The following is a 25,976-nucleotide window of genomic DNA, read 5'->3' on the forward strand; positions in this document are numbered from 1 at the left end:
CATAGTAATGAGCATTGGGCGAAAGCAGGGCGGGAGTCCAGTACTGCGCAATTCTGATCAGTGACGCCCCGGTGTTCGTCCGGACCACCTCCGAGGCTCTGCGGGGCGCCCGCGGACGCCGATGACCGCGTCGGTCCAGGGAAGGCTCCGCCGGGGCGGAGACTCAGGGCTGGTGCGGTGGTTTGCGTGTGCTGAAGAAGCATGCCGGGTTGTCCTGCTCATGGGGAAGGAAGTGTCGGGGGCAACCCGTCTGACGCTTCCTCGGTCTGCTGGAGCGTGACCCCACCCGGGAGGTCGCTCTCCGGGCCCGTCCCGCTGGGCGGGCGGGAGAGCGCGGCCAGCATGGCGATCAACACGACGGCGGCACTCAGTACGCCCGAGGCGCGGCGCACTCGGCCCCAGCCGTCCAGGTCGTGCCAGGCGGGCTGGTCCTGTGAGGGCGCGGGCTGCCAGAGTTCGCCTATGGCCTCCAGGGCGTTCGGCGGGGGCTGTTGCGGCGCGCGACCGGTTTCCAGCCGTTGTGCCGCAGCCTCGATCCGCTCCTGCGCCGAAGCCTCTTGGGGGGCGGTGCGGCGTATGTCGTCCTCGCTGTCCTGCAAGAATCTGTGCCACATCGCGTCCGACTGGTCCATTGATCTGCCGTCCCCCGATTCCTGTGTGCTGCCAGTCTGTTGCTCTTGGCTGCTGGCGTCCCGTGAAGTCCGTCAGGGCAGGTGCTGGTCGGGCGCGGCGTCGAGGCGTACGAACGGGATGTGACGGCCGGCCTGTTGGTAGGAGCGAGTGCTGCCGTCTACGTCGAAGCCCATGAAGGAGCACAGGCGGCGTGCGGTGCGGGGGTGGGCCGGGGCGTAGCGTGCCATGACGTCTCCACCTTCTTCTGAGCTGAGGAAGTGGGCGGTGACGGCGTAGTGGTGGTTACCGATCTGAATGGTGGTCTTCGGGGTGGTGCGCAGGTTCTGGTACCAGGCGGCGTTCGGGCCGAAGCCGGAGGCGAGGATCAAACGGCCCTCCTCGGCGTTGTAAGCGATGACTTCCAAGACCACACGCCGGTCCAGGCCGCTGGTCCGGCCGGTGTGATGCAGGAGCAGCAGGCGCTTCCCGAACAGCGGACCGAGGCCCACACGGAAGAAGGCGATGGGGAGTCTCGCGAGGCGGCGTCGCCAGCCTCGCGGAACGGGAGGACGCTGGTGCGGCAAATGCTGAGGTGTCGTCATGATGTCGCCTCCTCGGGCTGCCCCCATCGGACTCGATGGTGTGACGGATGTCGGGTCATGATCTTTAGTCTATGCAAGCGTTGCATAGACTAAATCATGGACGCTCGGCGCAGGAGACTGTTCCAGGCGGCTACCTCCTGCGCGTTGCCTCGTACTCCAGGTGCCGGTGGTCGGCAAAGTCGCGACGGCCAGGCCGAACACGCAGGCGATGAGGCGGCCAGGGTCCAGCGCAGACGGTAGGGGAAAAGCGAGCCGAGCCAAATGCCCCGCCCCGCGTGGCGCCCTGAAGGCAGACGGAGCCTCCGTGCGTGGACCATTCCAAGACGGCGGTTCGCCCGCCGGTCGCGAGAGCAAGCGTGTGGTCGTCCGGCAGGAGCCGCAACCCCTTTGGCCCGTGTCGTCGCCCGAACCCCCACCCCTGTCCGGTCGTTGGTGGTGGCAGAGAGTGGGCCGAGGGTGCACACAGCGGCGTCGGCGAGCTCTCCACGTCACGGCGGGGTGCCGCCCGCTCCAGCTGTTTCGCAAGGCCCACCGTCCGCCGGAACCAGAGGTGCGCCCCCCTCTCCGGGGAGTGCCGTCCGGCATTAACGGCGCGTAAAGATTGCCGCTTTCCGGCAATGCGCCAGTCGTACAGGTCGAGCCAGGATGGTGGAGGCAGGAACGGGGGCGAGTTCGGGTGCCGGGTTCCGGAAGCGGAACCCGGCAGCCGGACACGCGTCCGTCAGCACTGACGGGCAGGGGGATGGGCCATGAAAGAGCTTCTCGGCGCGGCCGCGGGATTTCCGGGTGTCGTCTTCAGCGCCGCCCTCCTGGTCGTTATCGGCTTCTGGCTGCTCGTGCTGCTCGGTGGCTTCGACGCGGACGGCTTCGACGCGGATGCCGACATGACGGCGCTGGGGCTGGGCGGTGTACCGGTCGCGGTCCCTGTGTCCCTCGTGGTCGTGATCGGCTGGTTCACCAGCGTGACCGGCTCGGTGCTGCTCGGGAGGGCCGGGATCGAGGGCCATGCGCGTCTCGCCGCCGACGGCAGCGCGTTCTTGATCTCTCTCCTCATGGCCTGGCTGCTCACCAGATGTGTCGTACGGCCGCTGGCCAAACTGTTCCCCGATGAACCCGGGCCGTCCCGGCAGGACTTCGTCGGATCGACCTGCGTCATCCGCACGGGGCGGGTGGACGCGGGCTTCGGCCAGGCGGAGGTCACCGCACGGGACGGCTCCACTGCAATCGTCCAGGTCAGGCAGCAGGGTGCGGACGCCCTCGGTGCGGGCAGTACCGCGCTGCTCTACGCCTATGACGAGTCCGGCGAGTTTTTCTGGGCCGCGCCATACGAAGTGGCGCTCGACCCCGGTCCCGGCAACGTCGGCCGCGCCTGAACCACGTCCGTCCGCACCGAAGGCCGCCCGGCCAGGCGCATGCCTGGTGCGGCCCGTAGATCTCCTCACCTTTCTTAGGACTCCACATGGATGCCATCACTCTGGGCATCGGCGTGTCAGTCGCCGCTGTCCTGTTCATCGTCGTCGTGCTCCTGTTCACCGTCACCCGCTTGTTCCGCAAGGTGGAGCAGGGCAAGGCGCTGATCGTCTCCAAGATGCGAAAGGTCGATGTGACGTTCACCGGGCAGGTCGTGCTGCCCGTGCTGCACAAGGCCGAGGTCATGGACATCTCGGTGAAGACCATCGACATCATGCGGACCGGCAGGGACGGTCTCATCTGCCGGGACAACATCCGCGCCGACATCCGCATCTCGTTCTTCGTACGGGTCAACAAGACCGTCGAGGACGTGATCCGGGTCGCGCAGGCCATCGGCACGGCCCGGGCCAGTGATCAGAACACCCTGCAGGAACTGTTCAACGCCAAGTTCTCCGAGGCCCTGAAGACCGTCGGCAAGCAGATGGACTTCGCCGACCTGTACACCAAGCGCGATGAACTGCGCGACCGCATCATCCAGGTGATCGGAACCGACCTGAACGGCTACAGCCTGGAGGACGCGGCGATCGACCACCTCGAGCAGACGCCGCTCTCCCAGCTCGACCCGTCCAACATCCTGGACGCGCAGGGCATCCGCAAGATCACTGAACTGACGGCGGTCGAGCACGTACGCACCAACGAGTACACACGGCACGAGGAGAAGGAGATCACCCGGCAGAACGTCGACGCCCGCGAGGCCATCCTGGAGCTCGAGCGGCGCCAGGCCGATGCGGAGATCAAGCAGAAGCGCGAGGTCGACACCGTGCGGGCCCGTGAAGAGGCCGAAACGGCACGCGTCGTGGAGGAGGAGCGGCTGCGGTCGCAGGGCGCTTTCCTCGCCACCGAGGAGAAGCTCGGCGTGCAGCGCGAGAACCAGGCCCGTGAGGTCGCCGTGGCGCAGAAGAACCGCGAGCGGGTCATCGCCATCGAGAACGAGCGCATCGAGAAGGACCGGCTCCTCGAAGTGATAGCCCGCGAGCGGGAGACGGAGTTGACCCGGATAGCGGCCGAGAAGGAGGTGGAGGCGGAGAAGCGGGAGATCGCCGAGGTCGTCCGCGAGCGCGTCGCCGTCGATCGCACGGTCGCCGAGCAGGAGGAGTCCATCAAGAAGCTCCGCGCGGTGGAGGAGGCGGAGCGCGAGCGGCAGGCCGTGATCATCGCCGCTGAGGCGCAGGCGCAGGAGGGTCTGGTCAAGAGCATCAAGGCGGCGGAGGCGGCGGAGCAGGCAGCCACTCACCGTGCGGCGGAAGAAGTCACGCTGGCCGAGGCCCGGTTGAAGGCTTCCGACCTCGACGCGCGGGCCAAGCTGCGCCTGGCGGAAGGCGTCCAGGCCGAGGCGGCAGCGAAGGGCCTGGCCGCCGTGCAGGTCCGCGAGAAGGAGGCCGATGCCATCGAGAAGGCGGGACGAGCGGAGGCCGAGGCCACCGAGGCCCGCATGCGTGCGGAGGCCGAGGGCGTCGAGGCCAAGCTGAAGGCGGAGGCCGCGGGCCTCACCGACAAGGCGGCCGCGATGGCCGCGCTCGACGAAGCGTCCCGCACACACGAGGAATACCGGCTGCGTCTGGAGGCGGAGAAGGACATCCGCCTGGCCGGCATCGAGGTACAGCGGCACATCGCCGAAGCGCAGGCGACCATCCTCGCCACCGGTTTGGAGAGCGCGGACATCAGCATCGTCGGCGGCGAGTCCGTCTTCTTCGACCGCCTCGTCTCCTCGATCTCGCTCGGCAAGGGCGTCGACGCCTTCGTCCAGAATTCCGAGACCGCGCAGGCCCTCGCCGGACCCTGGCTGGACGGCACCGCGACCTTCACCGACGACCTGGCCAAGGTCATCGGCTCGGTCTCCACGTCCGACGTGCAGAACCTGACCGTGTCCGCGCTGCTGATGAAGCTCATGAACGGCGGCGGCGGGCAGACCGGCCAGCTGCGTGAACTCCTGGACAAAGCTGGACAGTTGGGATTGGCCGACATGCCGATCATTGAACTGAACGGCACGCACAGCGGCTCGTCCACGAGCTGACACCGACCGGCCGGGGCCGCTGCACGGGGGTCAGCGGTCCCGGCCAGACTCCTCCCTCGCACATCCAGCTGAGACATCACTGACGCCACACGGAAGGAAGCCGGACATGGACACCCAGACCGGGGCCGAGGCCGAGGCCGTCCCCGGCACCGGCATGGACGCGGGAACGTATGAGGTACTGCGCGACCGGCTCGTGGCGCAGGCCCGGCAGCTGGCCGAGCGCGCCACCGCCCTCAACGAGCGCCGCGTGGCGGCTTTCGGGTCCACCGAGCTGATGCTCACCGGCAGCCAGAGCATCCGCACTGCGCACCAGTGCCTGCCCCGCGACATCATCGCCATCGGCGATACTCTCCTGTTCGGCCACAACGACCTCACGGCCGCAAAGCCGGAGACCGTGATCGGTGACGTCTTCGCCCTGCACGACCGCGACCTGAACCGGCTGGCTGACGACGCGGTCCCCGGCCTCCTCGACGACCCCGCCTTCGTACGCGAGTTCAGCGCACTCTTCCGCTACTACCGCGAGGCCAGGCTCCTCCAGCTGAGGCATGTGGAGGGCAAGCTTCTCGCCGTGTTCCAGACCGGTGAGAAGAGCGAGGACATCCGCGTCCTGCGCTGGACCCTGACGGCCGACGGCCGCGCCGATTTCCTGGACGCGCGCGGGGAGCGGGACCATGTCTTCCCGCCGTCGCACGACTTCGAGTGGACGGTGACGACCCGCGACAGCCATGTCCTGGGCCGAAACCCGCACATCTCCATCAGCGGCGAGATCTTTGTCGCGACGGTCGGCGGCTCCCTCACTCTCAAGATCGACGACGACACGGAGACCGGTCACGGGGTCTACGAGGAGCCGGTCGACGAGCCGCTGCAGTCCCTCGCCGACGCCGACGTGGAGCACGCACGCGTGGGCGCGTTGATCCTGCTGCGCGTACGTCCCTACAAGGAAACCGTCTGGCGCCACCTGGTCTTCAACACCCTGACCAGGACCGCCGTACGCCTGGACGGCATCGGACAGGCGTGCCGCCGCCTCCCCGAGGACCAGGGCATCGTCTTCCCCGGCGGGTACTACCTGGCCACGGGGGCATACAAGACCTTCGACGGCCTGGACACCGCCGGACTCGAATTCGAGCGGATGACGCGCTCACCCAACGGTGAGGACGTCCTGTTCGCCTTCCACGCGCGAGTGGAAGGGCACAACCTCCTGCTGCCCTACAACATGATCCGCAAGGAGGTGGCCACCCCGCTCTCCTGCCACGGCTACGCGCTCTTCGGGGACGGCGCGCTGATGGTGCTGCGCGCCGGTCGTTCCGACGAACCCGCTCGTGTGCACCCCCTGCAGATGTGGCAGTCCCCGTACGTCGCCGATACCCATACCTCAACCGGCTCGGACGACGGCGAAGGGCCGCTGGCCCGCATCGGCAACGCAGATCTCGTACGCGGCGTGTCCGACTGCCTCTCCATCGCCCGTGCCGTCACCGAGACCACGCCCACCGCGGGCGTGTACGAGGCGCTCGTGGCCTCCTGTGTACGCGCCGCCGACTCCTCCCACTGGCTCAAAGACGCGGAACTCGGCGACCTGCGCTCTGTGGTGGAGGCCATACGCTCCACCGCCCAGCAGGTACTCACCGAATTCGAGACCGTCCAGACCCTGACCCGGCAGGCCGCCGATGCCCTCACCGAATCCGCCGCGCGCGTCGCCGCCCTCGTACGGCGCATCCGCGGCGAGGCGCCGCGCACAGCGACCGAGTGGGTCGAGCGGCTCACCGAACTACGGCACGCGCACGGCCACTTGCTGACGCTGAAGGAGCTGCGATACGCCGACACACACCACATCGACGAGATCGCCGGCGAGCTGGCGGGCGACATCTCCTCGGCGGGGCAGCGCGCCGTCTCCTTCCTGAAACGCGCGGACGCGTTCGTCTCCCACCATGCCGAGCTCGAACAACTGACGGCCGACGCCTTCGGGATCGGCACGGCCGCAGAGGCCACCCCGATCGCCGGTCGCCTCCAAGAGCTCACCGGGCAGCTGCAGACCGTCACCGAGGTCGTCGCGGGACTGGACATCGGCGACGCGACCGTGCGCACCGCCATATTGGAGCGCATCGCAGAAGTCATCGCCGGCATCAACCGGGCGCGCGCAGCCCTCGATGCCCGCCGCCGCGAACTGACCGCCGACGAGGGGCGTGCCGAGTTCGCCGCCGAATTCTCCCTGCTCGGCCAAGCCGTCACGGGCGCACTCTCCACCGCGACCACCCCCGAAAGCTGCGACGACCAGCTGGCCCGCCTGCTGCTCCAACTGGAGAACCTGGAGGGCCGCTTCGCGGAATCGGATGAGTTCCTCGGCGAGCTGGAAGCCAGGCGCGCCGAGGTGTACGAGGCGTTCGCCTCCCGCAAGCAGGCCCTCGCCGACGCCCGTGCCCGGCACACCGAACGCCTGGCGACCTCTGCGCACCGCGTCCTGGAGACGGTCTCCCGGCGCCTGACCACACTCACCTCCAGCGACGAGATCAGCACCTACTTCGCCTCCGACCCGATGGTCGGCAAGGTCCGCCGCACCGCCGAGGAGCTGCGTGAACTGGGCGATCAGGTCAGGGCAGAGGAACTGGAGGGCCGCATCGCGGCCGCCCGCCAGGAGGCGGCCCGCTCCCTGCGCGACCGCACCGAGCTGTACGCCGACGGCGGCCACACCATCCGACTGGGCCGCCACCGATTCGCGGTCAACACCCAGCCGCTGGACCTCACCGTCGTCCCGCACGGCGACGGCATGGCCATCGCGCTGACCGGCACCGACTACCGCTCGCCCATCACCGACCCGTCCTTCACCGAGCTGCGCCCCTACTGGAATCAGCTGCTGCCCACCGAGAACGACGACGTCTACCGGGCCGAGTACCTGGCCGCGCGGCTGCTCGACGAGCACGGGGCACAGGCGTTGCACACCGAGGACGACCTGTCCGCCCTGGTCCGTTCCGCGGCAGAACTGGCGTACGACGAGGGCTATGAACGGGGCATCCACGACCACGACGCGACGCAGATCCTGAACGCGTTGCTCCGACTGCACGACGCGGCAGGACTGCTGCGCTACACCTCACGCGCCCGAGCGGCCGCGCAGTTCTTCTGGGCGTATGACGCTATGGGGGAGGAGCGGGAATTGTGGCGCCGTCGTGCGCTTTCCCTGGCGCGGGCCCGCGACACCTTCGGTCTCGCCACGGCGATCGAGGACCTTTGCGCCGAGCTGGCCGCGCGTATGACGGGCGATGCGGAGGCCGCGGCCTACCTCTTCGAGGAGCTCACCACCGGGCCCGCCGGCTTCGTCGTCGCGAGCCAAACCCGCACTCTCCTGGACAAGTTCCGGCGCGCGGTGGACAGCTCGGCGTATGACGACGACCTGAACGCCGTCCACGGCCCTACGGCCCGGCGACAACTGGTCCAGGCGTGGCTGAGTTCCTACTTGAGTGCCACTGGTGAGAGCGGCGATCTGGAGGAAGCGGTGGCCGTCGAGCTGTGCCGCGACCTGGAACACTACGACTGCACCGCCCAGCTCACCGAGACCGTCCGGGATCTGCTCGGCACCCACCCCCGCATCGGCGGTCGTGACCTGCCGGTCCGCATCGATGAACTCATCGGCCGCACACGTCGGTTCCGCACCGTCACCACACCCGGCTTCCGCGCCTACCAGTCCCGCAGGGCAGACCTCGTGGCAGTTGAACGCGCCCGCCTGCGCCTGGACGAGTACCGGCCCAAGGTGATGTCTTCCTTCGTGCGCAACCGTCTCGTCGACGAGGTGTACCTGCCCCTGATCGGCGACAGCCTCAGCAAACAACTGGGCACGTCCGGCGGCCTCCTGTTGCTCGTCTCGCCGCCCGGCTACGGCAAGACGACCCTCATGGAGTACGTGGCCGACCGGCTCGGCATGGTCCTGGTGAAGGTCAACGGACCTGCCCTCGGCCACGGGGTGACCTCACTCGATCCTGCCGAAGCGCCCAACGCGACGGCACGCCAGGAGATCGACAAGGTCAACTTCGCCCTGGAGGCGGCCAACAACGTCCTGTTGTATCTGGACGACATCCAGCACACCTCGCCCGAACTCCTCCAGAAGTTCATCTCGCTGTGCGATGCCCAGCGCCGTATGGAGGGTGTGTGGAATGGCACCGCACGCACCTACGACCTGCGCGGCAAGCGCTTCGTGGTCTGCATGGCGGGCAACCCCTACACCGAGTCGGGGCAGCGCTTCCAGATCCCCGACATGCTCGCGAACCGCGCCGACGTATGGAACCTTGGTGAGGTGCTGACAGGCAAGGAGGACGCCTTCGCCGTCAGCTTCGTCGAGAACGCCCTGACCGCGAACCAGGTTCTCGCCCCGCTCGCCGGCCGTGACCGTGGCGACCTGGACCTGCTGCTCCGCATGGCCGCCGACGATCCCACGGCGCGCGCCGACCGTCTCACCCACCCCTACTCCACGGCGGAACTCGGCCGGGTCACCGCGGTGCTGAGGCACCTGCTGACCGCACGAGCCACCGTTCTCGCGGTCAACGCCGCCTACATCGCCTCCGCGGGCCAGTCCGACGCGACCCGCACCGAGCCTCCTTTCCGCCTCCAGGGGTCCTACCGCGACATGAACAAGATCGCGGCGCGCATCGACCCGGTCATGAACGACGCCGAGCTCAACGCCGTCATCGAGGATCACTACACCGGCGAGGCCCAGACGCTGACCTCGGGCGCCGAGTCCAGCCTCCTCAAGCTCGGCGAACTCCGGTGCACTCTCTCCCCGGAGAGCGCCCGGCGCTGGGCGGAGATCAAGGCGGCCCATGTCCGCGCGGCCCGCCTCGGCGGCCAGGACAACGACCCGATGACGCACGCCGTCGCCGCTCTCGGCCTGCTCGCCGACCGCCTCGCCGCGGTCGAAGGGGCCATCACGCGGGCGGCGGACCCCCGCAATGCCCTGGCCAACCCGACAGCCCGGCACGCCAAGGGGACCTGAACACGCCGTACTCGTGAGGCAGGTGCTGCAATCGAGGCCGGTGCATGCCCGCCGTCACCATGTCTCTGTTGATAGATCGGCGGGTGGAGTGGCTGTCGCGGAGGTCAGCGGAGTATCGCCTGGTCATTTCTGCCCGTCGGGGCGCCGGAATCCTCGTACGACGGCGTACTCAAGCGGAAGGAGCGCGCGACAGCGACGGTGCTCACCGCCACCAGCACGACGGCGAGTACGCCGAGCTCGGCCAGTGGCTTCCCGTCAGGGCGGGGGCCCTCCGCCCCTCTCGGCGCCACCCGGCCGAGCGGGTCGAACACCACGGCGAGCGTGTCTCCCGGCTGGGTCGACTCCCGGCAGCCCCGCCAGATGCGTACGCTCAGGGGAGATCCATCGGACCCCTGCACCGAACAGAGGTACCGGTCCCGCCCGGCGGCCGGCGTGCCCGTCCCCTCGACCCCGGTGACCACTGCCTGCCGTTCCTGGCCGCGGTGCCCCAGAACGAGCCCGGCGGCCACCTGGGGAGTCAGCAGGGCCAGGCACACGCCGAACAGGGCGACGATCCCCACCAGAGCTCGGCCGGCCCGGATGGCGAACAAGTAGCAGGCGAGCAGGCAGGTGACGGCGATGCCGGCTTCGCCGCTGCTCAGCGCGGGCGGCCCGACCCACATCCCCAGGGCCCCGGTACCGATGACGGCCCCCGCGCCGACGGAGCCGACAACGAGTCCCTGGGCCGTCAGCCATTTGGGAGGCAGCCCCACGAACTCCGCCGGTCCCCACACGAAAGCCCTCATGTGATCCAGCAGACCGGCTTCTCGCCCGGTCGGTTGCCTGCGCAGCCGACGCATCCGCTCCTCCCCTCGGATCGGTCCCGTACAGTCAGGCGCCGCCCGCCGAGACGTCGGCCCACCCGAGCGGATGCACTTCCGGGCCGTCCGTGTGCGGGGCGGGAGGTTCTCCCCCCGCGTTGTTGAACGCGTTCAGTGCTTCGATGAGCGAGGCGCGCTGCTCCGGTGCGAGGCGCTCGACGATCGCTGCGATCTCGGCGCGGCGCCGCCCCGTGACATCGGCGACGGTGCGCATGCCCTCGTCAGTGAGCCGGAGCAGGGTCTCGCGGCGGTTGGCGGGGTTGATCTGCCGGTCCGCGAGACCGGTGGCGATCAAGCGGTCGATCATTCGCATGGCGGTCGAGGGCGCGACGTGGAGCAGGTCGGCCAGAGCCACCAGTTTGGTGGCTCCACGACTCGAAAGGACCACCAGCATGCGGAACTGGGGGAGCGTCACCCGCTCCTCGACCTCCGCGAGAGACCGGGCGGACACCGCCACCAGAAGCCGTGAAGCGGTCAGCACCGCACCCGTCACCGCATCCACATCATCCACGCCCCCGCACGGGGCCCCCTGCTCGGCCATGGCCCCCTTTCTACCGTCGGCGGAGACGGCTGTGTTCACCGCCCCGCCCCCGCGTGTCTGTGGTAGCGCAGCAAGAGCATCGCTGCGTCGTCGTGCGGCGGGCCGTCGCCATGCCGCACCAGGTCCGCCCGCAGCGCCTCCAAGGCGGCTCCCTCATCAGGGTCTTTGAGCAGGAACGCCCGGTCCTCCAGCGGATAGAAGGAGCCTGCCGCATCGCGTGCCTCGGTCACCCCGTCGGTGTAGAGCAGGACCTGCTCGCCCGGAGCGAAGCCGACGCGGTAGGGGACCGGAGCATCGCCACCGTGTGCGCCAAGACCGAGCGGCAGCGCGAACTCAGGTGGGGTCGGGAAAAGAACGCCACCGTCCTCGCGTACGACCATGGGGGCGGGATGACCATAGTTGAGGAAGACCACGCCATCGCCGTCCAGGCTCACCTCGGCCAGTACAGCCGTCACGAACTTCTCGTCCCCCAACTGCCGCGAGACACTACGCTCCAGCCGCTCGCCGAGCCCCGACAGGTCCGGTTCGTCGTACGCCGCCTCCCGGAACGCGCCGAGCACCACGGCCGCAGTTTCCACCGCCTCAAGTCCCTTGCCCTGCACGTCACCGACGATCACCCGCACCCCGCGCGGCGAGGAGACCACCTCGTAAAGGTCCCCGCCGATCTGCGCCTGCGCGAGGGCTGAGGTGTAGGAGACGGCTACCCGCAGCGGGCCCGCACTCAGCGGCACCGGGCGCAACAGCACGCGCTGCGCCGCCTCGGCGATGGAGCGGACGCTGTCCAGCTCCGCCTCCCGGCGGCCGCGCATCACGGCAGCGGCGATGCCCGCGACGGTCACGCCCGCGACCGACGCCATGGCCGTGTACCCGCGACGGGTCGAGAACAGTCCGTCGTACAGCCCAAGGGCGATGCACAACAGCAGTGCCACCGCGCCGATCAGCGCAGTACGCCGCCAAGAGCCGACCAGCCCGGCGAAAGCAGGCCCGAGCGACACCAGCGGCAGGAACCCCACACCTGGCCCCGCAGTGAGGTCCACGGCGGTCACGACCGCCATCACCATGACCGGCAGCCACGCGAGCACGATGGAACCGTGCTGCGGCTTGTTCTCGATCATGACGCTCCCAGTGACGTGTGGCGACGCTCAAGAACCGCCTCCCCGGGCGCTCCTTCCCCCATGTTTTAGACTATGCAAAGGTGCGCGCGTCGAAAGAACTTCACAACTGCCCGTTATCTGATCGATGCTGACAGGCGGACCTCGGGCGCGAGTCCCTGCTGGAGCGCGTGTGCGGCTACGAGCAGGACGCGTCCGAGCAGGTGGAGAAGCTGCGTACGCAGCTGGCACGCGCCGAGGAGTTTGCCGCCACCCTGCGTGAACGCCTCACCCGCGTGACCGCCCTCTGAGCTTTTCCCCCCGAGGCCGCGCCTCGGCAGGGCGGTTGGCCTGACCGGCTGCGGATTCCGGGCTCGGCGCCGGGTCTGGGAACAGTCTCTCGAGGTGGGCGCGCAGGATCTCCATGGCCACACCCGCAGTGCGCTGGCCGACCAGGACGCTGGTGCCCAGACCGTGGCTCAGCGAGAGCAGGTGGGCGGCCTCCATCGCCGCATCCCGCTGCCAGCCCAGTGCGCCTTCTCGCTGGGCCTGTCGCAGCACTGTGGCCAGCTGTCCCTCGAGGCGGTCCGGGCCGGCGACGAATGGCTGCGCGGCCAGTATTGAGGCGGTTGAAGCAGCGTTCGACGACGTTGCGGCGCCGGTAGGCCTGCCTGTCGAAGCCGCACCGTCGTTCGCGGCGTCGTGCCCGCCCGGCAAGTTGGTCGGCCCGTTCGGGAATGGTGGCTTTGATACCGCGGCGCCGCAGGTGTGCGCGGATCGCCCGGGACGAGGAGCCCTTGTCGGCGACCACCTGGTCGGGGGGCTCCGTTCGGCCGCGCGCCAAACGGAGCCCTTCGATGCGGGCAACGTCAGTCAAGGTCGTGCGTATCCGCCGGCGTCAGCAACACTGCCGTGGTGCCGAGCCGCGGCACGGGTACCGGCAGGGAGCCGTCGGTGTCGGCCTGCAGTGCGGGACCCGCGGAGCCGAGATAGTCGGTGGACGTCGCGGCGGTGACGGGGAAGCCGGGCGTGAGTCGGCATGTGAGAGGTTCCTCGGCGAAGGACTGCAACCGCACCAGCAGGCGTCCCGGTTGCGGCACCGTCAGGCCCACGACCCGCACGTGTGGGTCATCCAGTGCCAGCAGCGCGAGGGAGGCGCTGGGGTGGGGTTCGGGGGCACGGCCGGCTCGTACGGGTATCAGTGGCCGGCTGCCGACGGCGGCTGTGCGCATGCCGAGCACCGCACCACCTGCGGCGGGTGTCTCCTGCCATCCGACGCTGTAGCGGAAGACGTGGTCGAAGGCCTGCTCCGAGGGGAAGTTGGTGTCCCAGATGTTGTTGTGAACCCACGAGAACACCGTGCCCGGCTCCTCCTGGGCCAGTGACTGCGGGTAGGGCACATACGGGATGGCCACCCCGCCCACCTGGATCAGCGGCGCATCCCGGGTGGCCAGGGCGGCGCTGGTGCCGTCCTCCTGGAGGCTGACCCAGCGGCGGATCGCCCGCATGTGCCGGGCCGAACCGGGCACCGTGGGCAGCCCCGTTCCGGTCACTCCACCGGTGGCTTCCATCCGTAGGACCGGAGAACGCATCGCGAAGGGGAAGGCGAAGAACGCACTCTCCTTGGTCAACGTCGCGGCCTTGTCGATCCGGTTCTCCAGGTCGATCCGTGCACTCGCGTGCGGCAGGTGGACCTTGACCCGCAGTCGCCGGGTGCCGGCCGGAGCGCACTCGTAGACCAGCGTCTGCCCGGTCGCGTCCGACGTCCGTTCCACCAGGGCCGCCGGGGAAGCCGTATGCCGCGTGGCCAGCAGATGCATCGAGGCGTTGGCCGTGGTCTTGCTGGACTGGTGGTTGAATCCGCCGGCCGTCGCGTACTCGTCGTACAGGTAGCCGTTGAAGCCGACGGTGGAGTCCTGCCGGACCAGCTCGGCTCCCGTCCGCTTGTCCAGGATCGAGTCGATGCAGGCGGACGCCAGGTCGACGTGGACGCGCAGGCACTCGTTCTCCAGAACAGTGGGGGCTTCGTCCGGTGTGTGCTCTTCCTTAGGGCGCCCGGCCGACAGGGCGGACTCGACGTCCACGCGTACCGCGCCATGGGCCGGTACGTCAGCCAGCCGGAACAGGAGGAAACGCCCGGCCGCCCGGTGCAGTTCGTTGCTCTGCTCCTCCTGCGTCACCTCCAGAGGTGTGCCGTCGCGGGAGTCGACGACCCGCACCGGGTCGTCGAGGGGCACGGTGCTCTCCGGCAGGAAGAGGCGGACCGCCTCGGACCGCTGCCAACTGCACGTGTTGACGATGTAGTAGCCGGCGAGCGTCCCCGCGCGCGGAGACAGCCGTTCCCCCAGTGCTGCGTTCGCGGAGTCGAGCAGCGTGCGGGCGCCGTCGTGGGCGTGCAGGGCCTGGGCGTACTTCCAGTGCCACTGCCGCTCGCCCGAGGCATGGCCGTGGTCGCCGTGCGTCCAGGGGTCGCCCGCACCCCAGGTGTGCTCGTTGAACAGGGAGGCCGCGCGGTACACCTCAGGCGCGGCGCCGGTGATCCGTGCCGCGTCCGGTGCGCCCAGGATTTGGGCGTAGCCCGCGACGGTCTGTGCGTCGGCGAGCGCCGCCTGCCCGTCGCGCGTGGCGGCCAGCGGCACGGCACCCGCGCCGACGCCGTCGACCCACCAGTCCGTCCAGTCGCCCTCGAACGTCTCGAGCCGGTCGCCGAGGCGTTCCTCGGCGTCCTTGAAGAAGTCCTCGTTGCGTGAGGTGCGCAGGACGGGGAAGGCCCACTCCTCGTTCCACCTGCGCACGGTGTCCGCGATGATGCGGCGCGGCGGTCCGTTGTCGGCGAACTTGCCCAGGACCCGCAGGTGCAGGATGTCCCACGGGTAGGGGTCGCCCTTGAACTCCTCGTCCAGGATGGGGAATCCGGGGATCCCGCGACCCTCGTGCGGATACTGGTGACTGGCCAGGGCAGAGAGATAGTTCGGGAGTAGATCGTCGACGCGGTCGAAGGATTCGTCGAAGCCGAGGATCGACCCCTCCATGTAGGCGAGGCCGTGCGGGGTGTCCGTGCGCCACACGAGCACCTCGCTGCCGCTGGGGGCCCGCCAGCGGAACAGGCGCGGCAGATTCTGGCCCCCGACGTGGTGCGGGACCGCTCGTCCCGCCCAGTTGTGGGCGACCGAGAGATAGCGGATCCCGCTGGCCGCCAGGACGTCGGGGAGCCCGACGACCTGACCGGGCACGTCTGTCTGCATGGCGGTGGTGATGTCGATGCCGTGCTGGTCCCGCAACTGGCGTATCGGGCGCAGCAGTTCGTGCAGCTCGTCGGTGGAGCAGGTCTCGGTGTGCAGGTTGAACGGCATCGCGGCCAGCTCGATGCGCCCCTCGCGGACTCGGTCCAAGAACTCCGCGACTTGTCGCGGCGGCCGGTTCTGTGACCAGTTCTCGTAACTGAAGAAGCCCTCGACCGCCCAGCGGAACTTCGACGCGTCGGGCCATTCGTCCGTGGTGCGGCACAGTTCGAGCAGGGAGTCGAGGTACTTGCGCCCCTCGGCGAGCACGGTGCTCTGCGGGTCCGTGTAACCGATGTCCAGGTGGGCGTGCTGGACCAGGTGCAGCGTCCAGTGGCGCTGTGGGGTCAGCAGGACCTCGATGCTCTCTCCGTCGGCCAGCTCGGGCAGCTCGACCAGGACGGTCGTGGGCGTGTCCGCTTCCGGAACCAGGAGGCGGGTGTCCGCCCCCGGCCCCGACAGGACCTCGCAGCGCAGGGTTTGGCCGGCAAGGGTGGTGACGCGGGCGCGGGTGAGCGGTCGGCCGGCCGTCACGCGGACGGATTGCAGGAGGCCGCCCGCCCCGTCGTGCCGAAGGAGGGGTTCGCAGGAGATCGTGATCCGGTGTCCGCCGAGGGACCCCTCGGCGGACACCGCGCGCTCGCGCAGGATGTCTCGGGCCATGTTCGAGTCCCACCAGGAGGGACGGGCAAGTGCGGGGCGGGGCATGGGAGAGGTCTCCACTCGTGTGTGGTGCCGGGGCGTGCTGTTCGAGGCGTGGGGCGACGAGGGGTCAGGAACGGTCGGTGGCGAGCCCGGCGAAGATCTGGATCATCGCGGACTGGTGGAGGGTTTCGGCCTGTGCGTCCGGGGCGTGGTCGCCGCCGCCGGAGGGCTGGAAGCGGAACAGGCCGTCGGAGGGTGTCCGGTTGTCCTTCCAGGTCCGATCGGCGTAGGCGGCGGCCGTCTTGCGGTACTCGCGGTTGGGTCGTACCTCATCGAGGATGCGGAGATTGTCGAAGTAGAAGGCGTTGAAGATCGCCGGCTGGTCGTGCAGCCGGTCCGCCTGGTTCCAGTACGCGAGCGAGCCCTCGGCGTCCTGGACTGCGCGGTCGAGGTATGCGCGGTCGCCGGTGGCGCGGTAGAGCGTGGTTGCGGTGCCGATCATCGCGCCGGAGTTGTACGTCCAGAGGGTCTTGTTGGTGCTGCCGTCGTCGTCACGGCTGTTGTCGTACAGACCGGGGGACCGGCGCAGGCACGACCAGTTCCACTCGTACCACTTCTTCGCGTTCGCGAGGTAGTGGTCTTCGCGCTCGATGGCGTAGAGCTCCGCTGCCAGTTGGGCGGACAGGCCGGTGACGTTGGCTGCGCGCATGTAGTCGTCGGGGGAGTCGACCCAGTGCATGCCGCCGACGCACGGCTTGGCCGGGTCGGTGTCCCATGCCCGGGTGACGACTCGGTAGGTTTCCGCTGCCCGCTCGAGGTAGAGCTTGTTGCCGGTCGTCCGGTACTGGTCGAGGAAGGTGAGTCCGACGACGGCATTGTCGTCGTAGAAGACGTCGCCGCCCTGGTCGAGCGGTGCGGGCAGGTAGGAGTCGTATCCGGGCCTGCCGTCGCGGGGGTTGAAGTAGAGCCGCAGGGTCGTGAACCGCTCGGCGGCGTCACGGTCGTAGCGGTCGCCGATGCGCGGCAGTTCGGACATGTCGACGGTGGCGGCGGCCGCCTCACGCAGGGGCCAGAGGTATGAGTGGGCGTTCTCCTCTTCCGTGCGCGGCGTCTTCTCCAGGTACAGGCCGTGCTCCTGCGGTCCCTGGTAGAGGTGCTGCTGGAGGGAGCGGTAGCTGGCCGTGGCGCGTTCGGCCCAGGTGGAGGGAGCTGTCTGCCGGTCGCTGTCGGCCGCGGCGGCGGGGGTGGCCCACAGCGCTCCGGCGAGGACGGCGAGGGCCAGTGCGGCGGGGAGGGGTGTTTTCACCACGGGCTGCCTTTCAAGAAGGTGGATCGGTGAGGGGCGGAAGGAGTGCGGCTCAGCCATGGAGCTTGAGGCTGCTGACGAAGAAGCGCTGCGCGGAGAAGAACAGGACGACGGTCGGCAGCGAGACCAGCAGCGCGCCGCCGAGCACGACCGGCGGCCCGACATTGGAGTAGTTGCCCTGGAGTTCGGCCAGCGCGGCCATGACGGGGCGGATGTTGCTGCTGGTGGACAGCGTGATGCCGAACAGGAGGTCGTTCCAGACGGCGACGAACTGGAAGACGAAGGCGGCCACCATGGCGGACCGGGACAGCGGCAGGTGAATCTGCCAGAGAATCCGCCACCACGAGGCACCGTCCATCCGGGCGGCCTCGATGATCTCCGGCGCGAGGGTGAGTGCGAAGTTGCGCATGATGAAGTACGCGAAGGGGATGGCGATCGCCACGTACACCAGGAACAGCCCGAGCTGGGCGTCGTAGAGCCCGGTGTCGGCGTAGGCCAGAAAGAGGGGGCGCAGGAAGACCTGGAGCGGCAGCAGGGTTCCGGAGTAGATCAGCCAGAACCACAGGGTCCTGTGCTTGACCGGCATGATGACGGTCGCGAAGGCGGCCGTGGTGGCCACCAGGATGGCGGCTGCGGCGCTGGTGACGGCGTAGAGGAGGCTGTTGCCCATGGCGGGTCCCAATTCCGCCTGCGTCCAGGCTTGCGACATGTTGTCGAAGAGGCCGAACCCCTGCGGCCACCAGTGGGGCGCGCCTCTGTAGTCGGCGGTGGGCACCAGGGCGTTGACGATCAGCAGCCAGGTGGGCAGTGCCCACACCAGGGAGATGATCACCAAGGTCGTGTTGCGTACGATCCGGCCTGCCGTGGGCCGCGGCCGTGGGGCACTTCTGCGCGGGGTGCGAGTAGGCATGATCAGTTGCCTTTCGGAGTCAGCTGGCGCCGCAGGTACAGCCACGAGGCGAGGAGCACGATCGCGGTGAGGACCACCGCGACCGCCGCGCCTGCTCCGGGATGCAGGGCGAGGAAGGTCTCCTGGTACATCGAGACCGCGAGCGTCTCCGATTGCCGGCCGGGCCCTCCCTGGGTGAGCACCCAGATCAGGTCGAAGGACTTGAGGCCGCCGACCAGGCTGGTCCCGACGACGATCACCGACACGGTCCGCAGTTGGGGCAGGACGACGTACCAGAACTTCCGCCAGCCCGCCGCACCGTCCAGGGAGGCGGCCTCCAGGGTCTCGGGCGGGATGGTCTGCAGGCCGACCAGGAAGAGGATCACCGCGACGCCCGCCGCCTGCCAGGTGTTGGCGATGATCATAACCAGTGTGTTGCCCGGCCATTCGAGGAGCCATCCCTGGGCGAGTGCATCGAGGCCGAACGCCTTGAGTACTTGGTTTGCGGCGCCGTCGGTGGTGAGGACGAAGTTCCACACCACCGCGACGGCTGATCCGGACAGGGCATAGGGAAGGACGACGAGCAGGCGGGCCACGCGGGACCATCCGCCGCTGTGCGTCAGTACCGCGATGGCCAGGCCGAGCATCATCGGCAGGGCGACTGAGCCGACCACCCACATCAAGGTGTTCTGGATCGAGCGGGTCAGTGTCGGATCGTTGAGGAAGAGGAGGTAGTTGTCGAGTCCGGCGAAGCCGGAGATTCGCCGGTCGTCGAAGAGGCTCCGGTAGACGGTGGTGGCGAACGGGAGCAGCAGCAGTGCGCTCACGAAGAGCACGGCAGGGGCCAGGAAGCCGGTCGCGGCCAGCTTGCCCGCCGGCCGCCGGGGGCGCGTGGGTGTGGGGGCTGCGGAGTGCGGATCGGGGGAGGAGCCAGGACCGGGAAGCAGCGGTCGCCGTTGTTCGACGGAAGAACTCATGCTTCGTCCCTCTCCCATGCGGCCCACTCCTTCGCTGCCCGGCCGGCCATGCTGCGCAAGGTGGCGTGCGGGGAGGATGCGCCGGTCATGAAACTGCCCAGGTCATCGGTGTTTCCCTGGATGAGGTTGGGCGGGCCGGACTCGCCGTAGCGGGGAAGCTGTGCCCAACGTTCTTTGCGTGCGCGCTCTTTGAGGCTCGCCATCACCGGGTTGCCCGGCCGGGAGCGCGGATTGGCCGAGGCGTCCTGCAGGAAGTCGGTCCACACCTGCTGGACCTTCGGGTCGAGCCAGTGCGCCGCGTTGGCCATCGCCGCGTCGTGTGAAACGGCCTTGCGCGGGACGGCGAGAACACCGGACTCGGTGATCACGGAGCGGCGGGTGGATGTTTCGACGGGGGGCAGAACGAAGGCGTCGAAGTCCGCGCCCGGCTTCATGCCCGTGGCAGCGATGCCCTGCGACTGCCATGAGCCGTGCAGGAACATGCCGACGCGCCCTGCCTTCAGCGCGGCAGGACCGTTGTTCTGGTCGAAGTCCGCCGGCGTCATCCAGCCTTTGCGCATGAAGTCCTGCCAGATCTGCAGCGCCTTGTGCGCCTGCGGGTCGGTGTACTGCGCCTTCCCGCTGATCAGCTCCTTGTAGAAGTCGGGATCCACCTTGCTGACCAGCTCCTGGAACCACTCGTAGGCGGGCCAGTTACCGGTCTGGGTGGCAACGAAGGGGATGACTCCGGCCTTCTTCAACACTGCGGCGTTGTGCAGCAGCTCGTCCCAGGTGTCGGGAGCCCGCAGCTTGTGCTTGCGGAAGAGCGCCGTGTTGTAGAACAGCACGTAGTACGACTCGTAGAGCGGTATCCCGTAGACGGAGCCGCGGTAGGACATCGCCTCACGGGCCTGAGGGGTGACCCACTCCTTGTCCTCGTAATCGGCCCATATCGAGGAGAGATCGCTGAGCTCCCCGGTACGGGCCAGCGACTTGAGGAAGTAGCCCGAGGCCCACTTGATCATGTCGGTGGCCTTGGTCGTCTGCAGCGAGATCTGCGTGACCTGCTTGTACGACGTCGGGTTCGGATTGGACAGTGGCCGCAGCGCGTAACCGGTGAGTTTCTTGAGCTCCTGCCCGGCCGCGACATAGCCCTGGTCCCAGGTGGCGTTGTCGTTGGCGAGCGAGGTGGTCCCCGGCTTCACCGCGGTGCTGTCGCCGCGGGCGCAGCCGGCGAGCGCGACCGCGGCGCCCGCTCCGATGCCCGCGAGGAGGCTGCGGCGGCCGAGCGGGTGGGGCGGCCACTGCGTCGCCCCGCCGATTGATCTCATGGGTGCCCTTCCCTGCGGATCCCGGCCGGGATCCCTGGCTCTGGGGTGTGATGGGTGAGAGGGCCTGACGCCCTCCGCGAGAGATCTCGCCGTACCGCACGGCATCGGCGGTTCGGATGGCCAGGATGTTAACGACACCATGAGGCCGAAACAAGACTCTGTTGCGGGAATCCGTCTGCGCACCGCCACTGTCAGCAGTTATGACTTGTCGCTGAGCGGCAATCTTGTGCACTCTGATTGGTATCGATAACATTCCGGCTGCCCCCGCTCACCTCTTCTGGAGTACCTGTGCACTCAGAGCCCCGCCCCTACGAACGCAACCCCCGCTACCCGGCGGCCACCGGCACCGTGGTCACAGGGTGGAACGACGCCGCGGCGACCCTGCCCGACCGGCCGACCGTGCTCGCCCTGGACGGACCAGCAGCCCTGGACTGGAACACGGCAGCACAGGGCCTCGCCGCCGCCCTGCGCGCCCAGGGCACCGAGGTGGCGGTCCTGGATGCGCGCGAGCACTGGTCACCGGCAGCCGTCGATCAGCTGTGCACCCCTCACGACGGCGGCGACGCATTCTTCCTGGCGCTCGCCGAGTTCACCATGGCCGACCTCTTCGAGGGCCCGCTGCACGTCAATCGGCCCGCGAGCGGAGTTCTGCTGGTCTTCGGCCCCGGCTCCGCCCTGTGCTCACCCGACCTGCTCTGGTGGGCCGACCTGCCCAAGCGGTACGCCGAGAGCGCAGTGGCCTCCGGAACACTGCCCGTGGGCGTCAACCTCGGGCACCCCGACACCCCCGGCGAACTGCGCCGCCTCTTCTACACCGACTGGCCGGTCGCCGACCGCCACCGCGACGCACTGGCGCCCACGATCGACCGATGGGTCGACGTACAGAACCCGCAGGCCCCCGCCTCCCTGGACGGCGAGGCCTTCCGCGCCACCCTGACCGCCCTCGCCCAGCAGCCGGTGCGCACCCGCCCGTACTTCAACTCCACCGCCTGGGGCGGAAAGTGGGCCGCCGAGCAGCTCGGCTTCGAGCCCGAGGGCGGCAACACCGCACTGGGCTACGAGCTGATCGCCCCCGAAGCCGGGGTGCTCGTCGGCCAGGACGCCGAGGCCCAGGTGGAACTGCCGTTCCAGCTGCTGTGCGTCCTGCATCCCGAACGGTTCCTCGGCGCGGACGTGCACGCACGCTACGGCACCTCCTTCCCCATCCGTTTCGACTACCTCGACACGGTCGGGGGCGGCAACCTCTCGCTGCATTGCCACCCGCAGGAGCAGTACATGCGGGAGAACTTCGGCTGGTCCTACACCCAGCACGAGACCTACTACGTCACGGCGAGCGACCCCGCATCCCAGGTCTTCCTCGGACTGCGGCAGAGTACAGACGTGGACATCCTCCGTAAGGAAGTCGAGGCGTCGGCGGCGCACGGCACGCCGCTGCACGTCGAGGACCACGTCCAGACGTTCCTTGCCGACCCCGGCCAACTGTTCATGATCCCGGCCGGGACCCCGCACGCATCGGGCGCGGGCAACCTCGTGCTGGAGATCAGCGCCACGCCCTACCTCTACTCGCTGCGCCTCTACGACTGGCTGCGCCGCTCCGACTCCGGAGTGCCCCGGCCGCTTTCGCACACTCACGCCTTCGCCAACCTTGACACCGACCGGCGCGGCACCGAGGTCGTCGAGGACCTCGTCCCACAGCCGCGCATCCTGCGCGAAGGCCCGGGCTGGCGCGAAGAGATCCTTGGCGCACTGCCCGAGATGTTCTACGCGGTCCACCGCCTCGTACTGGAGGGAACGGAGCCGGCCGACGACGACACCGAAGGCCGTTTCCACATCCTCAACGTCGCCGCCGGTGACGGCGTGGTGGTGGAGACCGCCGACGGCCGGCGCCACGACCTGGCGTTCGCCGAAACCCTCACCGTGCCCGCAACCGTGGGCGGATACCGTCTGCACCCGCTCGGCACACGCCCCGTACAGGTCGTCAAATCCCTGGTGAGGCCGTCATGACCCGGGTGCCCGTGCTGGAGATCGGCGGCACACATGTCACCGCCGCCGTGGTGGACATGACCCACGGTGTTCCGGTCGCCGATTCCCTAGTGCGCAGGCCGGTGTCCGCCGACGCGAGTGCAGCGGAGATACTCGACTCCTTCGCCGCAGCTGCCCGGCACACGGCAGCGCCCGCCGACGCGCCGTGGGGCGTCGCCCTACCGGGGCCCTTCGACTACGCCGCCGGGTTCGGACGCTTCCGCGGCATCGGCAAGTTCGAGTCGCTGCACGATGTCGACGTCGGCGCGGAACTGCGCGAGCGGCTGCCCAGTCCGCGCACCATCCGCTTCCTCAACGACGCCGACGCCTTCGCCATCGGCGAGCACCACGGGGGAGCCGCAGAAAAGCGGAGCCGGTCCATGTGCATCACGCTCGGCACCGGCGTCGGGTCCTCGTTCCTGCTCGACGGACAGCCCGTCACCGAAGGTCCCGCCGTGCCGCCCGACGGCCGGGCCCATCGCATCACCGTCGATGGGCTGCCGCTGGAGGAGGTCATCTCGCGACGGGCGATCCGCACGCGGTATGCCAGGGCCGCGGGCCTCGCACGAAGGTCCCGGGGCCCGGACGTCAGCGACATCGCCGCACTGGCCCGCACCGGGGACCTTCGGGCCGCAGCGGTGATCCTCGAATGTTTCGGCACGCTGGGGCGTGCCCTTGCGCCATGGTGCGGCGCCTTCCGGGCGGACGTGATGGTGGTCGGTGGCTCCATGGCCGCATCCTGGGACCTCATCGGCCCGGCGCTGCGGAAGGGTCTCACCACCGCAGCCGAGGCCGCCGGGCACGAAGTGGCTGCCGTCATCGCCGCCATGGACCTGCGCACCGCCAAAAGGCCTCACGACGCTCCCTTGATCGGCGCCGCTCACTGGGCCCTGGAACGTCGGCCTCAGGGCGAGGGGCGGGAGACCGGAGTCGTCGCGCCCCGCCCCGCACCCGTTGACTCCGGCTGCGTGGCTCCTCCGTGAGGAGACAGCCGGGCCTCGCCACAGGCCGGCACCGGCCCGGGCGGACGCCATGGGAGGCGGAGAACTTCTCTAGAATGACGGCGCCCGCAGCTCCGGCAGCCCGCCGATGACAATGACCCTGCGAAGGCACGAAGGAAGGACCGGCCGTGGCGCAGCACCGACCGAGCGACGCCGCCGCGCCGACGATGCGTGATGTCGCCGCTCGCGCCAAGGTCAGCGCGATGACCGTCTCCCGGGTCCTCAAGGACGACCCCCAGGTCACCGAGGCCACCAGGCAGCGTGTGCTGAACGCCGTCGACGCGCTCGGCTACCGGCGCAACGAAACCGCCCGCCGTCTGAGGGTCGGTGGCAGCGGGATGATCGGTCTGGTCGTCACCAACCTGGCCAACCCCTTCTACTCACGGCTGGCGCTCGGTGTCCAGGAGGTCGCCTACGCGCACGGCCTGCGGGTCCTGCTCGGCAACACGGCCGAACAGGTCGACCGGGAGCGGGGGTTGGTGGAGGATCTCGCCGCCAGCCAGGTCGACGGGATGATCGTGGTGCCCGCGAGCGGCAGCCACCGGCACCTGACCCCGGCCGCGCTGCGCGGCATGCCCCTCGTCCTCGCCGCCCGGCCGCCGGCAGGCATGGAAGCCGACTGCGTCCTGGTGGACGACTTCGGCGGAGCCGAGGCGGCGACCGCCCGGCTCATCGAGGACGGTCACCGGCACATCGGGTTCCTCGGCAACCCGCCGGCGCTCTACACCGGCGCCGAACGATTCCGCGGCTACTGGGCCGCGCACGAGGAAGCCGGCCTGGAGCCCGACGAGCGCACCATCCGCCGCGGACCTTCCGACGTGGCCGCAGCCGAGCGTGCCGCCGTGGCGCTGCTGCAGCAACCCGATGCCCCTACTGCCCTGTTCTGTACCAACAACCGTCTCACCCAGGGTGCCGTCCGAGCCGTCCGCACCCTCGACGTTCCGGTGTCGCTTGCCGGATTCGACGATTTCGACCTCGCGGACGTCCTCGGGCTCCCGCTGACGATCGCGTCCTACGACGCCGACGAGATCGGGCGCAGGGCCGGCCAGATGCTCATCGACCGCATCAACGCCGGTCCCGGCGCCGCGCTGCCCGTGCGACGTTCCATGGTCCCCATCGAAGTCATCCGGTACGGGACCCACCACACCTAGGCCTTCCGCCGTCCGCCCCCCTTTTCCCGGGACACGGCTGTCCCACGACGGGCTCGGCGGGCCAGTCTGCCGCCATGCGCGGAACTTTGGACGGAGTCATATGCACGACGACCGCACGCTGACCGAACGCCGGCTCGCCCGGGTACTCGACCAACGCCTCAGGCCCGCAGTCCACGCACGCTGCCTCCCCCTCGAAGTGAGCGCCCACCACACCTTCGGTGAACCCCTCCCGGTGAGAGAAGGTATCGCCGGGCCCTACGAGCCGGTCGCCACCGGCACCTCCTGGGGGCCTGCCTGGTCCACGAGTTGGTTCAAAATACGCGGCACTGTCCCCGACGACTGGGCGGAGGAGAGGGTCGAAGCCGTACTCGACCTCGGCTTCGCCGCCACCCAGCCCGGCTTCTCCGCCGAGGGGCTTGTGTACCGGGCGGACGGGACACTGGTGAAGGCGCTCAACCCACGTAACACCTGGCGCACCCCCTGCTGCCGCTGCGGGTCCTGTTCGACCGCAACCGCGGTGCCTCCTACCTCGCCATCCTGATCAGCGGCACGGGCATGTTCGGCGTTTTCCTGTTCCTGACCTACTACATGCAGCAGACCCTGGGATACACCCCGGTCAAGACCGGCCTCGCGTTCATGCCGATGGTCGCGGCGCTGATGCTCACGACCGCACTCGCCAACAACCTCCTCCTCCCGCGCATCGGCCCCAAGCCGGTCGTGCCCCTCGGCATGGGCCTCGCCGCCGCCGGGCTGGTCTGGATGACCGGACTCGACCTGACCAGCGGCTACACGGCACACGTCATGCCCCCGCTGATCGCGATGGGCCTCGGCCTCGGCCTGATCATGGCCCCTGCGATGAGCCTGGCCACCTCCGGCGTCGCCGCCGAAGACGCCGGCGTGGCCTCCGCCACCGTCAACACCATGCAGCAGATCGGCGGATCCATCGGCACCGCCCTGCTCACCACGCTGTCCGCGAGCGCGGCCACCGACTACCTGACCGGCAAGAACCCCAAGGACCCCGCTGTGCTCGCCCAATCCGCCCTGGAGAGCTACGCGGCCGCGTACTGGTGGTCGGCCGCGTTCTTCGCCGCTGGCCTGGTCCTGAGCGTTCTGCTCTACCGCCGCGGCGTACCCAATCAGGATGAGAACGCCGCCCCCGTCGTCCACATGTAACCCCGGACGAGGCCGCGGGTAGCGGACGCGGCCCCCGGACGGCGGCGGGCCAGGGG

Annotated in this window: 17 protein-coding genes and 4 pseudogenes; 9 read left to right on the top strand and 12 right to left on the bottom strand. The window is 69.2% G+C overall.

All coding sequences use genetic code 11. The features are described 5' to 3' along the window. Nucleotides 1–218: 218 nt before the first annotated feature. Both AB0I66_RS41330 and AB0I66_RS41335 read right to left on the bottom strand, forming a co-directional pair. Nucleotides 219–632 carry a hypothetical protein gene (locus AB0I66_RS41330; RefSeq protein WP_363213248.1) on the bottom strand — a complete coding sequence of 138 codons (414 nt, stop codon included), beginning with the start codon at nucleotides 630–632 and terminating at the stop codon, nucleotides 219–221. A gap of 72 nt (nucleotides 633–704) precedes the next feature. Continuing rightward, on the bottom strand, nucleotides 705–1,214 hold the full coding sequence (locus AB0I66_RS41335) for a nitroreductase family deazaflavin-dependent oxidoreductase (RefSeq protein ID WP_363213249.1): 510 nt from the start codon (nucleotides 1,212–1,214) through the stop codon (nucleotides 705–707). Between the two features lie 749 nt (nucleotides 1,215–1,963). Between AB0I66_RS41335 and AB0I66_RS41340 the strand changes: the two genes are divergently transcribed. The 3 genes from AB0I66_RS41340 (at nucleotide 1,964) to AB0I66_RS41350 (ending at nucleotide 9,673) form a co-directional block, all read left to right on the top strand. Continuing rightward, a complete protein-coding gene (locus AB0I66_RS41340) occupies nucleotides 1,964–2,587 on the top strand; it encodes a hypothetical protein (RefSeq protein WP_363213250.1) in 624 nt (207 codons plus the stop codon). A gap of 86 nt (nucleotides 2,588–2,673) precedes the next feature. After that, the gene (locus AB0I66_RS41345; RefSeq protein ID WP_363213251.1) at nucleotides 2,674–4,698 is read left to right on the top strand and encodes an SPFH domain-containing protein; all 2,025 of its coding nucleotides are present in this window, start codon (nucleotides 2,674–2,676) and stop codon (nucleotides 4,696–4,698) included. A gap of 106 nt (nucleotides 4,699–4,804) precedes the next feature. Next, nucleotides 4,805–9,673 carry a DNA repair ATPase gene (locus AB0I66_RS41350; protein ID WP_363213252.1) on the top strand — a complete coding sequence of 1,623 codons (4,869 nt, stop codon included), beginning with the start codon at nucleotides 4,805–4,807 and terminating at the stop codon, nucleotides 9,671–9,673. A gap of 104 nt (nucleotides 9,674–9,777) precedes the next feature. On the opposite strand, the gene AB0I66_RS41355 is transcribed toward AB0I66_RS41350, so the two are convergent. The 3 genes from AB0I66_RS41355 to AB0I66_RS41365 form a co-directional block, all read right to left on the bottom strand. After that, the gene (locus tag AB0I66_RS41355) at nucleotides 9,778–10,458 is read right to left on the bottom strand and encodes a hypothetical protein (RefSeq protein ID WP_363213253.1); all 681 of its coding nucleotides are present in this window, start codon (nucleotides 10,456–10,458) and stop codon (nucleotides 9,778–9,780) included. A gap of 85 nt (nucleotides 10,459–10,543) precedes the next feature. Then, on the bottom strand, nucleotides 10,544–11,074 hold the full coding sequence (locus AB0I66_RS41360) for a MarR family transcriptional regulator (protein ID WP_363213254.1): 531 nt from the start codon (nucleotides 11,072–11,074) through the stop codon (nucleotides 10,544–10,546). 35 nt (nucleotides 11,075–11,109) lie between these two features. Then, nucleotides 11,110–12,189, bottom strand: a complete 1,080-nt coding sequence (locus tag AB0I66_RS41365; RefSeq protein WP_363213255.1) for a PP2C family protein-serine/threonine phosphatase — start codon at nucleotides 12,187–12,189, stop codon at nucleotides 11,110–11,112. A gap of 146 nt (nucleotides 12,190–12,335) precedes the next feature. Here AB0I66_RS41365 and AB0I66_RS41370 point away from each other — a divergent pair. Next, nucleotides 12,336–12,476: pseudogene (locus tag AB0I66_RS41370) on the top strand (MerR family transcriptional regulator); the annotation flags it as partial. Here the strand turns inward: AB0I66_RS41370 and AB0I66_RS41375 are convergent. The 7 genes and pseudogenes from AB0I66_RS41375 to AB0I66_RS41405 all read right to left on the bottom strand — a co-directional run bounded on the left by AB0I66_RS41375 (nucleotide 12,454) and on the right by AB0I66_RS41405 (nucleotide 20,573). Further along, nucleotides 12,454–12,726, bottom strand: a complete 273-nt coding sequence (locus AB0I66_RS41375) for a hypothetical protein (protein WP_363213256.1) — start codon at nucleotides 12,724–12,726, stop codon at nucleotides 12,454–12,456. The pseudogene AB0I66_RS41370 and the gene AB0I66_RS41375 overlap by 23 nt on opposite strands. Before the next feature lie 61 nt (nucleotides 12,727–12,787). Further along, nucleotides 12,788–12,985: pseudogene (locus tag AB0I66_RS41380) on the bottom strand (transposase); the annotation flags it as partial. Between the two features lie 49 nt (nucleotides 12,986–13,034). After that, on the bottom strand, nucleotides 13,035–16,154 hold the full coding sequence (locus tag AB0I66_RS41385) for an alpha-mannosidase (RefSeq protein WP_363213257.1): 3,120 nt from the start codon (nucleotides 16,152–16,154) through the stop codon (nucleotides 13,035–13,037). Nucleotides 16,155–16,218: 64 nt separating this feature from the next. Beyond that, on the bottom strand, nucleotides 16,219–17,397 hold the full coding sequence (locus AB0I66_RS41390; RefSeq protein WP_363213258.1) for a glycoside hydrolase family 76 protein: 1,179 nt from the start codon (nucleotides 17,395–17,397) through the stop codon (nucleotides 16,219–16,221). A gap of 52 nt (nucleotides 17,398–17,449) precedes the next feature. Next, the gene (locus AB0I66_RS41395) at nucleotides 17,450–18,307 is read right to left on the bottom strand and encodes a carbohydrate ABC transporter permease (protein ID WP_363213259.1); all 858 of its coding nucleotides are present in this window, start codon (nucleotides 18,305–18,307) and stop codon (nucleotides 17,450–17,452) included. Between the two features lie 2 nt (nucleotides 18,308–18,309). Then, nucleotides 18,310–19,263, bottom strand: a complete 954-nt coding sequence (locus AB0I66_RS41400) for a sugar ABC transporter permease (protein WP_363213260.1) — start codon at nucleotides 19,261–19,263, stop codon at nucleotides 18,310–18,312. After that, entirely contained in the window at nucleotides 19,260–20,573 is a 1,314-nt protein-coding gene (locus tag AB0I66_RS41405) for an extracellular solute-binding protein (RefSeq protein ID WP_363213261.1), read from the bottom strand. The genes AB0I66_RS41400 and AB0I66_RS41405 overlap by 4 nt, the downstream gene beginning before the upstream one ends. Nucleotides 20,574–20,861: 288 nt before the next feature. Here AB0I66_RS41405 and AB0I66_RS41410 point away from each other — a divergent pair, with 288 nt between their 5' ends. From AB0I66_RS41410 to AB0I66_RS41430, 5 genes and pseudogenes are all read left to right on the top strand, one after another. Next, the gene (locus AB0I66_RS41410; RefSeq protein WP_363213262.1) at nucleotides 20,862–22,577 is read left to right on the top strand and encodes a class I mannose-6-phosphate isomerase; all 1,716 of its coding nucleotides are present in this window, start codon (nucleotides 20,862–20,864) and stop codon (nucleotides 22,575–22,577) included. Continuing rightward, on the top strand, nucleotides 22,574–23,578 hold the full coding sequence (locus AB0I66_RS41415; protein WP_363213263.1) for an ROK family protein: 1,005 nt from the start codon (nucleotides 22,574–22,576) through the stop codon (nucleotides 23,576–23,578). Before AB0I66_RS41410 ends, AB0I66_RS41415 begins: the two co-directional genes overlap by 4 nt. 185 nt (nucleotides 23,579–23,763) lie before the next feature. Beyond that, entirely contained in the window at nucleotides 23,764–24,747 is a 984-nt protein-coding gene (locus tag AB0I66_RS41420) for a LacI family DNA-binding transcriptional regulator (protein WP_363213326.1), read from the top strand. A 100-nt stretch (nucleotides 24,748–24,847) separates the two neighbouring features. Continuing rightward, nucleotides 24,848–25,219: pseudogene (locus tag AB0I66_RS41425) on the top strand (alpha-mannosidase); the annotation flags it as partial. Next, nucleotides 25,219–25,920: pseudogene (locus tag AB0I66_RS41430) on the top strand (MFS transporter); the annotation flags it as partial. The pseudogenes AB0I66_RS41425 and AB0I66_RS41430, both read left to right, overlap by 1 nt. Nucleotides 25,921–25,976: the final 56 nt, after the last annotated feature.

Origin of the sequence: Streptomyces sp. NPDC050439, from assembly GCF_040655335.1 — a bacterium.
In the GTDB taxonomy this organism is placed as follows: domain Bacteria; phylum Actinomycetota; class Actinomycetes; order Streptomycetales; family Streptomycetaceae; genus Streptomyces.

Coding starts and splice junctions, on each gene's coding strand:
- AB0I66_RS41330 (WP_363213248.1), bottom strand. CDS start 632: ATGGACCAGTCGGACGCGATGTGGCACAGATTCTTGCAGGACAGCGAG.
- AB0I66_RS41335 (WP_363213249.1), bottom strand. CDS start 1,214: ATGACGACACCTCAGCATTTGCCGCACCAGCGTCCTCCCGTTCCGCGA.
- AB0I66_RS41340 (WP_363213250.1), top strand. CDS start 1,964: ATGAAAGAGCTTCTCGGCGCGGCCGCGGGATTTCCGGGTGTCGTCTTC.
- AB0I66_RS41345 (WP_363213251.1), top strand. CDS start 2,674: ATGGATGCCATCACTCTGGGCATCGGCGTGTCAGTCGCCGCTGTCCTG.
- AB0I66_RS41350 (WP_363213252.1), top strand. CDS start 4,805: ATGGACACCCAGACCGGGGCCGAGGCCGAGGCCGTCCCCGGCACCGGC.
- AB0I66_RS41355 (WP_363213253.1), bottom strand. CDS start 10,458: ATGAGGGCTTTCGTGTGGGGACCGGCGGAGTTCGTGGGGCTGCCTCCC.
- AB0I66_RS41360 (WP_363213254.1), bottom strand. CDS start 11,074: ATGGCCGAGCAGGGGGCCCCGTGCGGGGGCGTGGATGATGTGGATGCG.
- AB0I66_RS41365 (WP_363213255.1), bottom strand. CDS start 12,189: ATGATCGAGAACAAGCCGCAGCACGGTTCCATCGTGCTCGCGTGGCTG.
- AB0I66_RS41385 (WP_363213257.1), bottom strand. CDS start 16,154: ATGCCCCGCCCCGCACTTGCCCGTCCCTCCTGGTGGGACTCGAACATG.
- AB0I66_RS41395 (WP_363213259.1), bottom strand. CDS start 18,307: ATGCCTACTCGCACCCCGCGCAGAAGTGCCCCACGGCCGCGGCCCACG.
- AB0I66_RS41400 (WP_363213260.1), bottom strand. CDS start 19,263: ATGAGTTCTTCCGTCGAACAACGGCGACCGCTGCTTCCCGGTCCTGGC.
- AB0I66_RS41405 (WP_363213261.1), bottom strand. CDS start 20,573: ATGAGATCAATCGGCGGGGCGACGCAGTGGCCGCCCCACCCGCTCGGC.
- AB0I66_RS41415 (WP_363213263.1), top strand. CDS start 22,574: ATGACCCGGGTGCCCGTGCTGGAGATCGGCGGCACACATGTCACCGCC.
- AB0I66_RS41420 (WP_363213326.1), top strand. CDS start 23,764: ATGCGTGATGTCGCCGCTCGCGCCAAGGTCAGCGCGATGACCGTCTCC.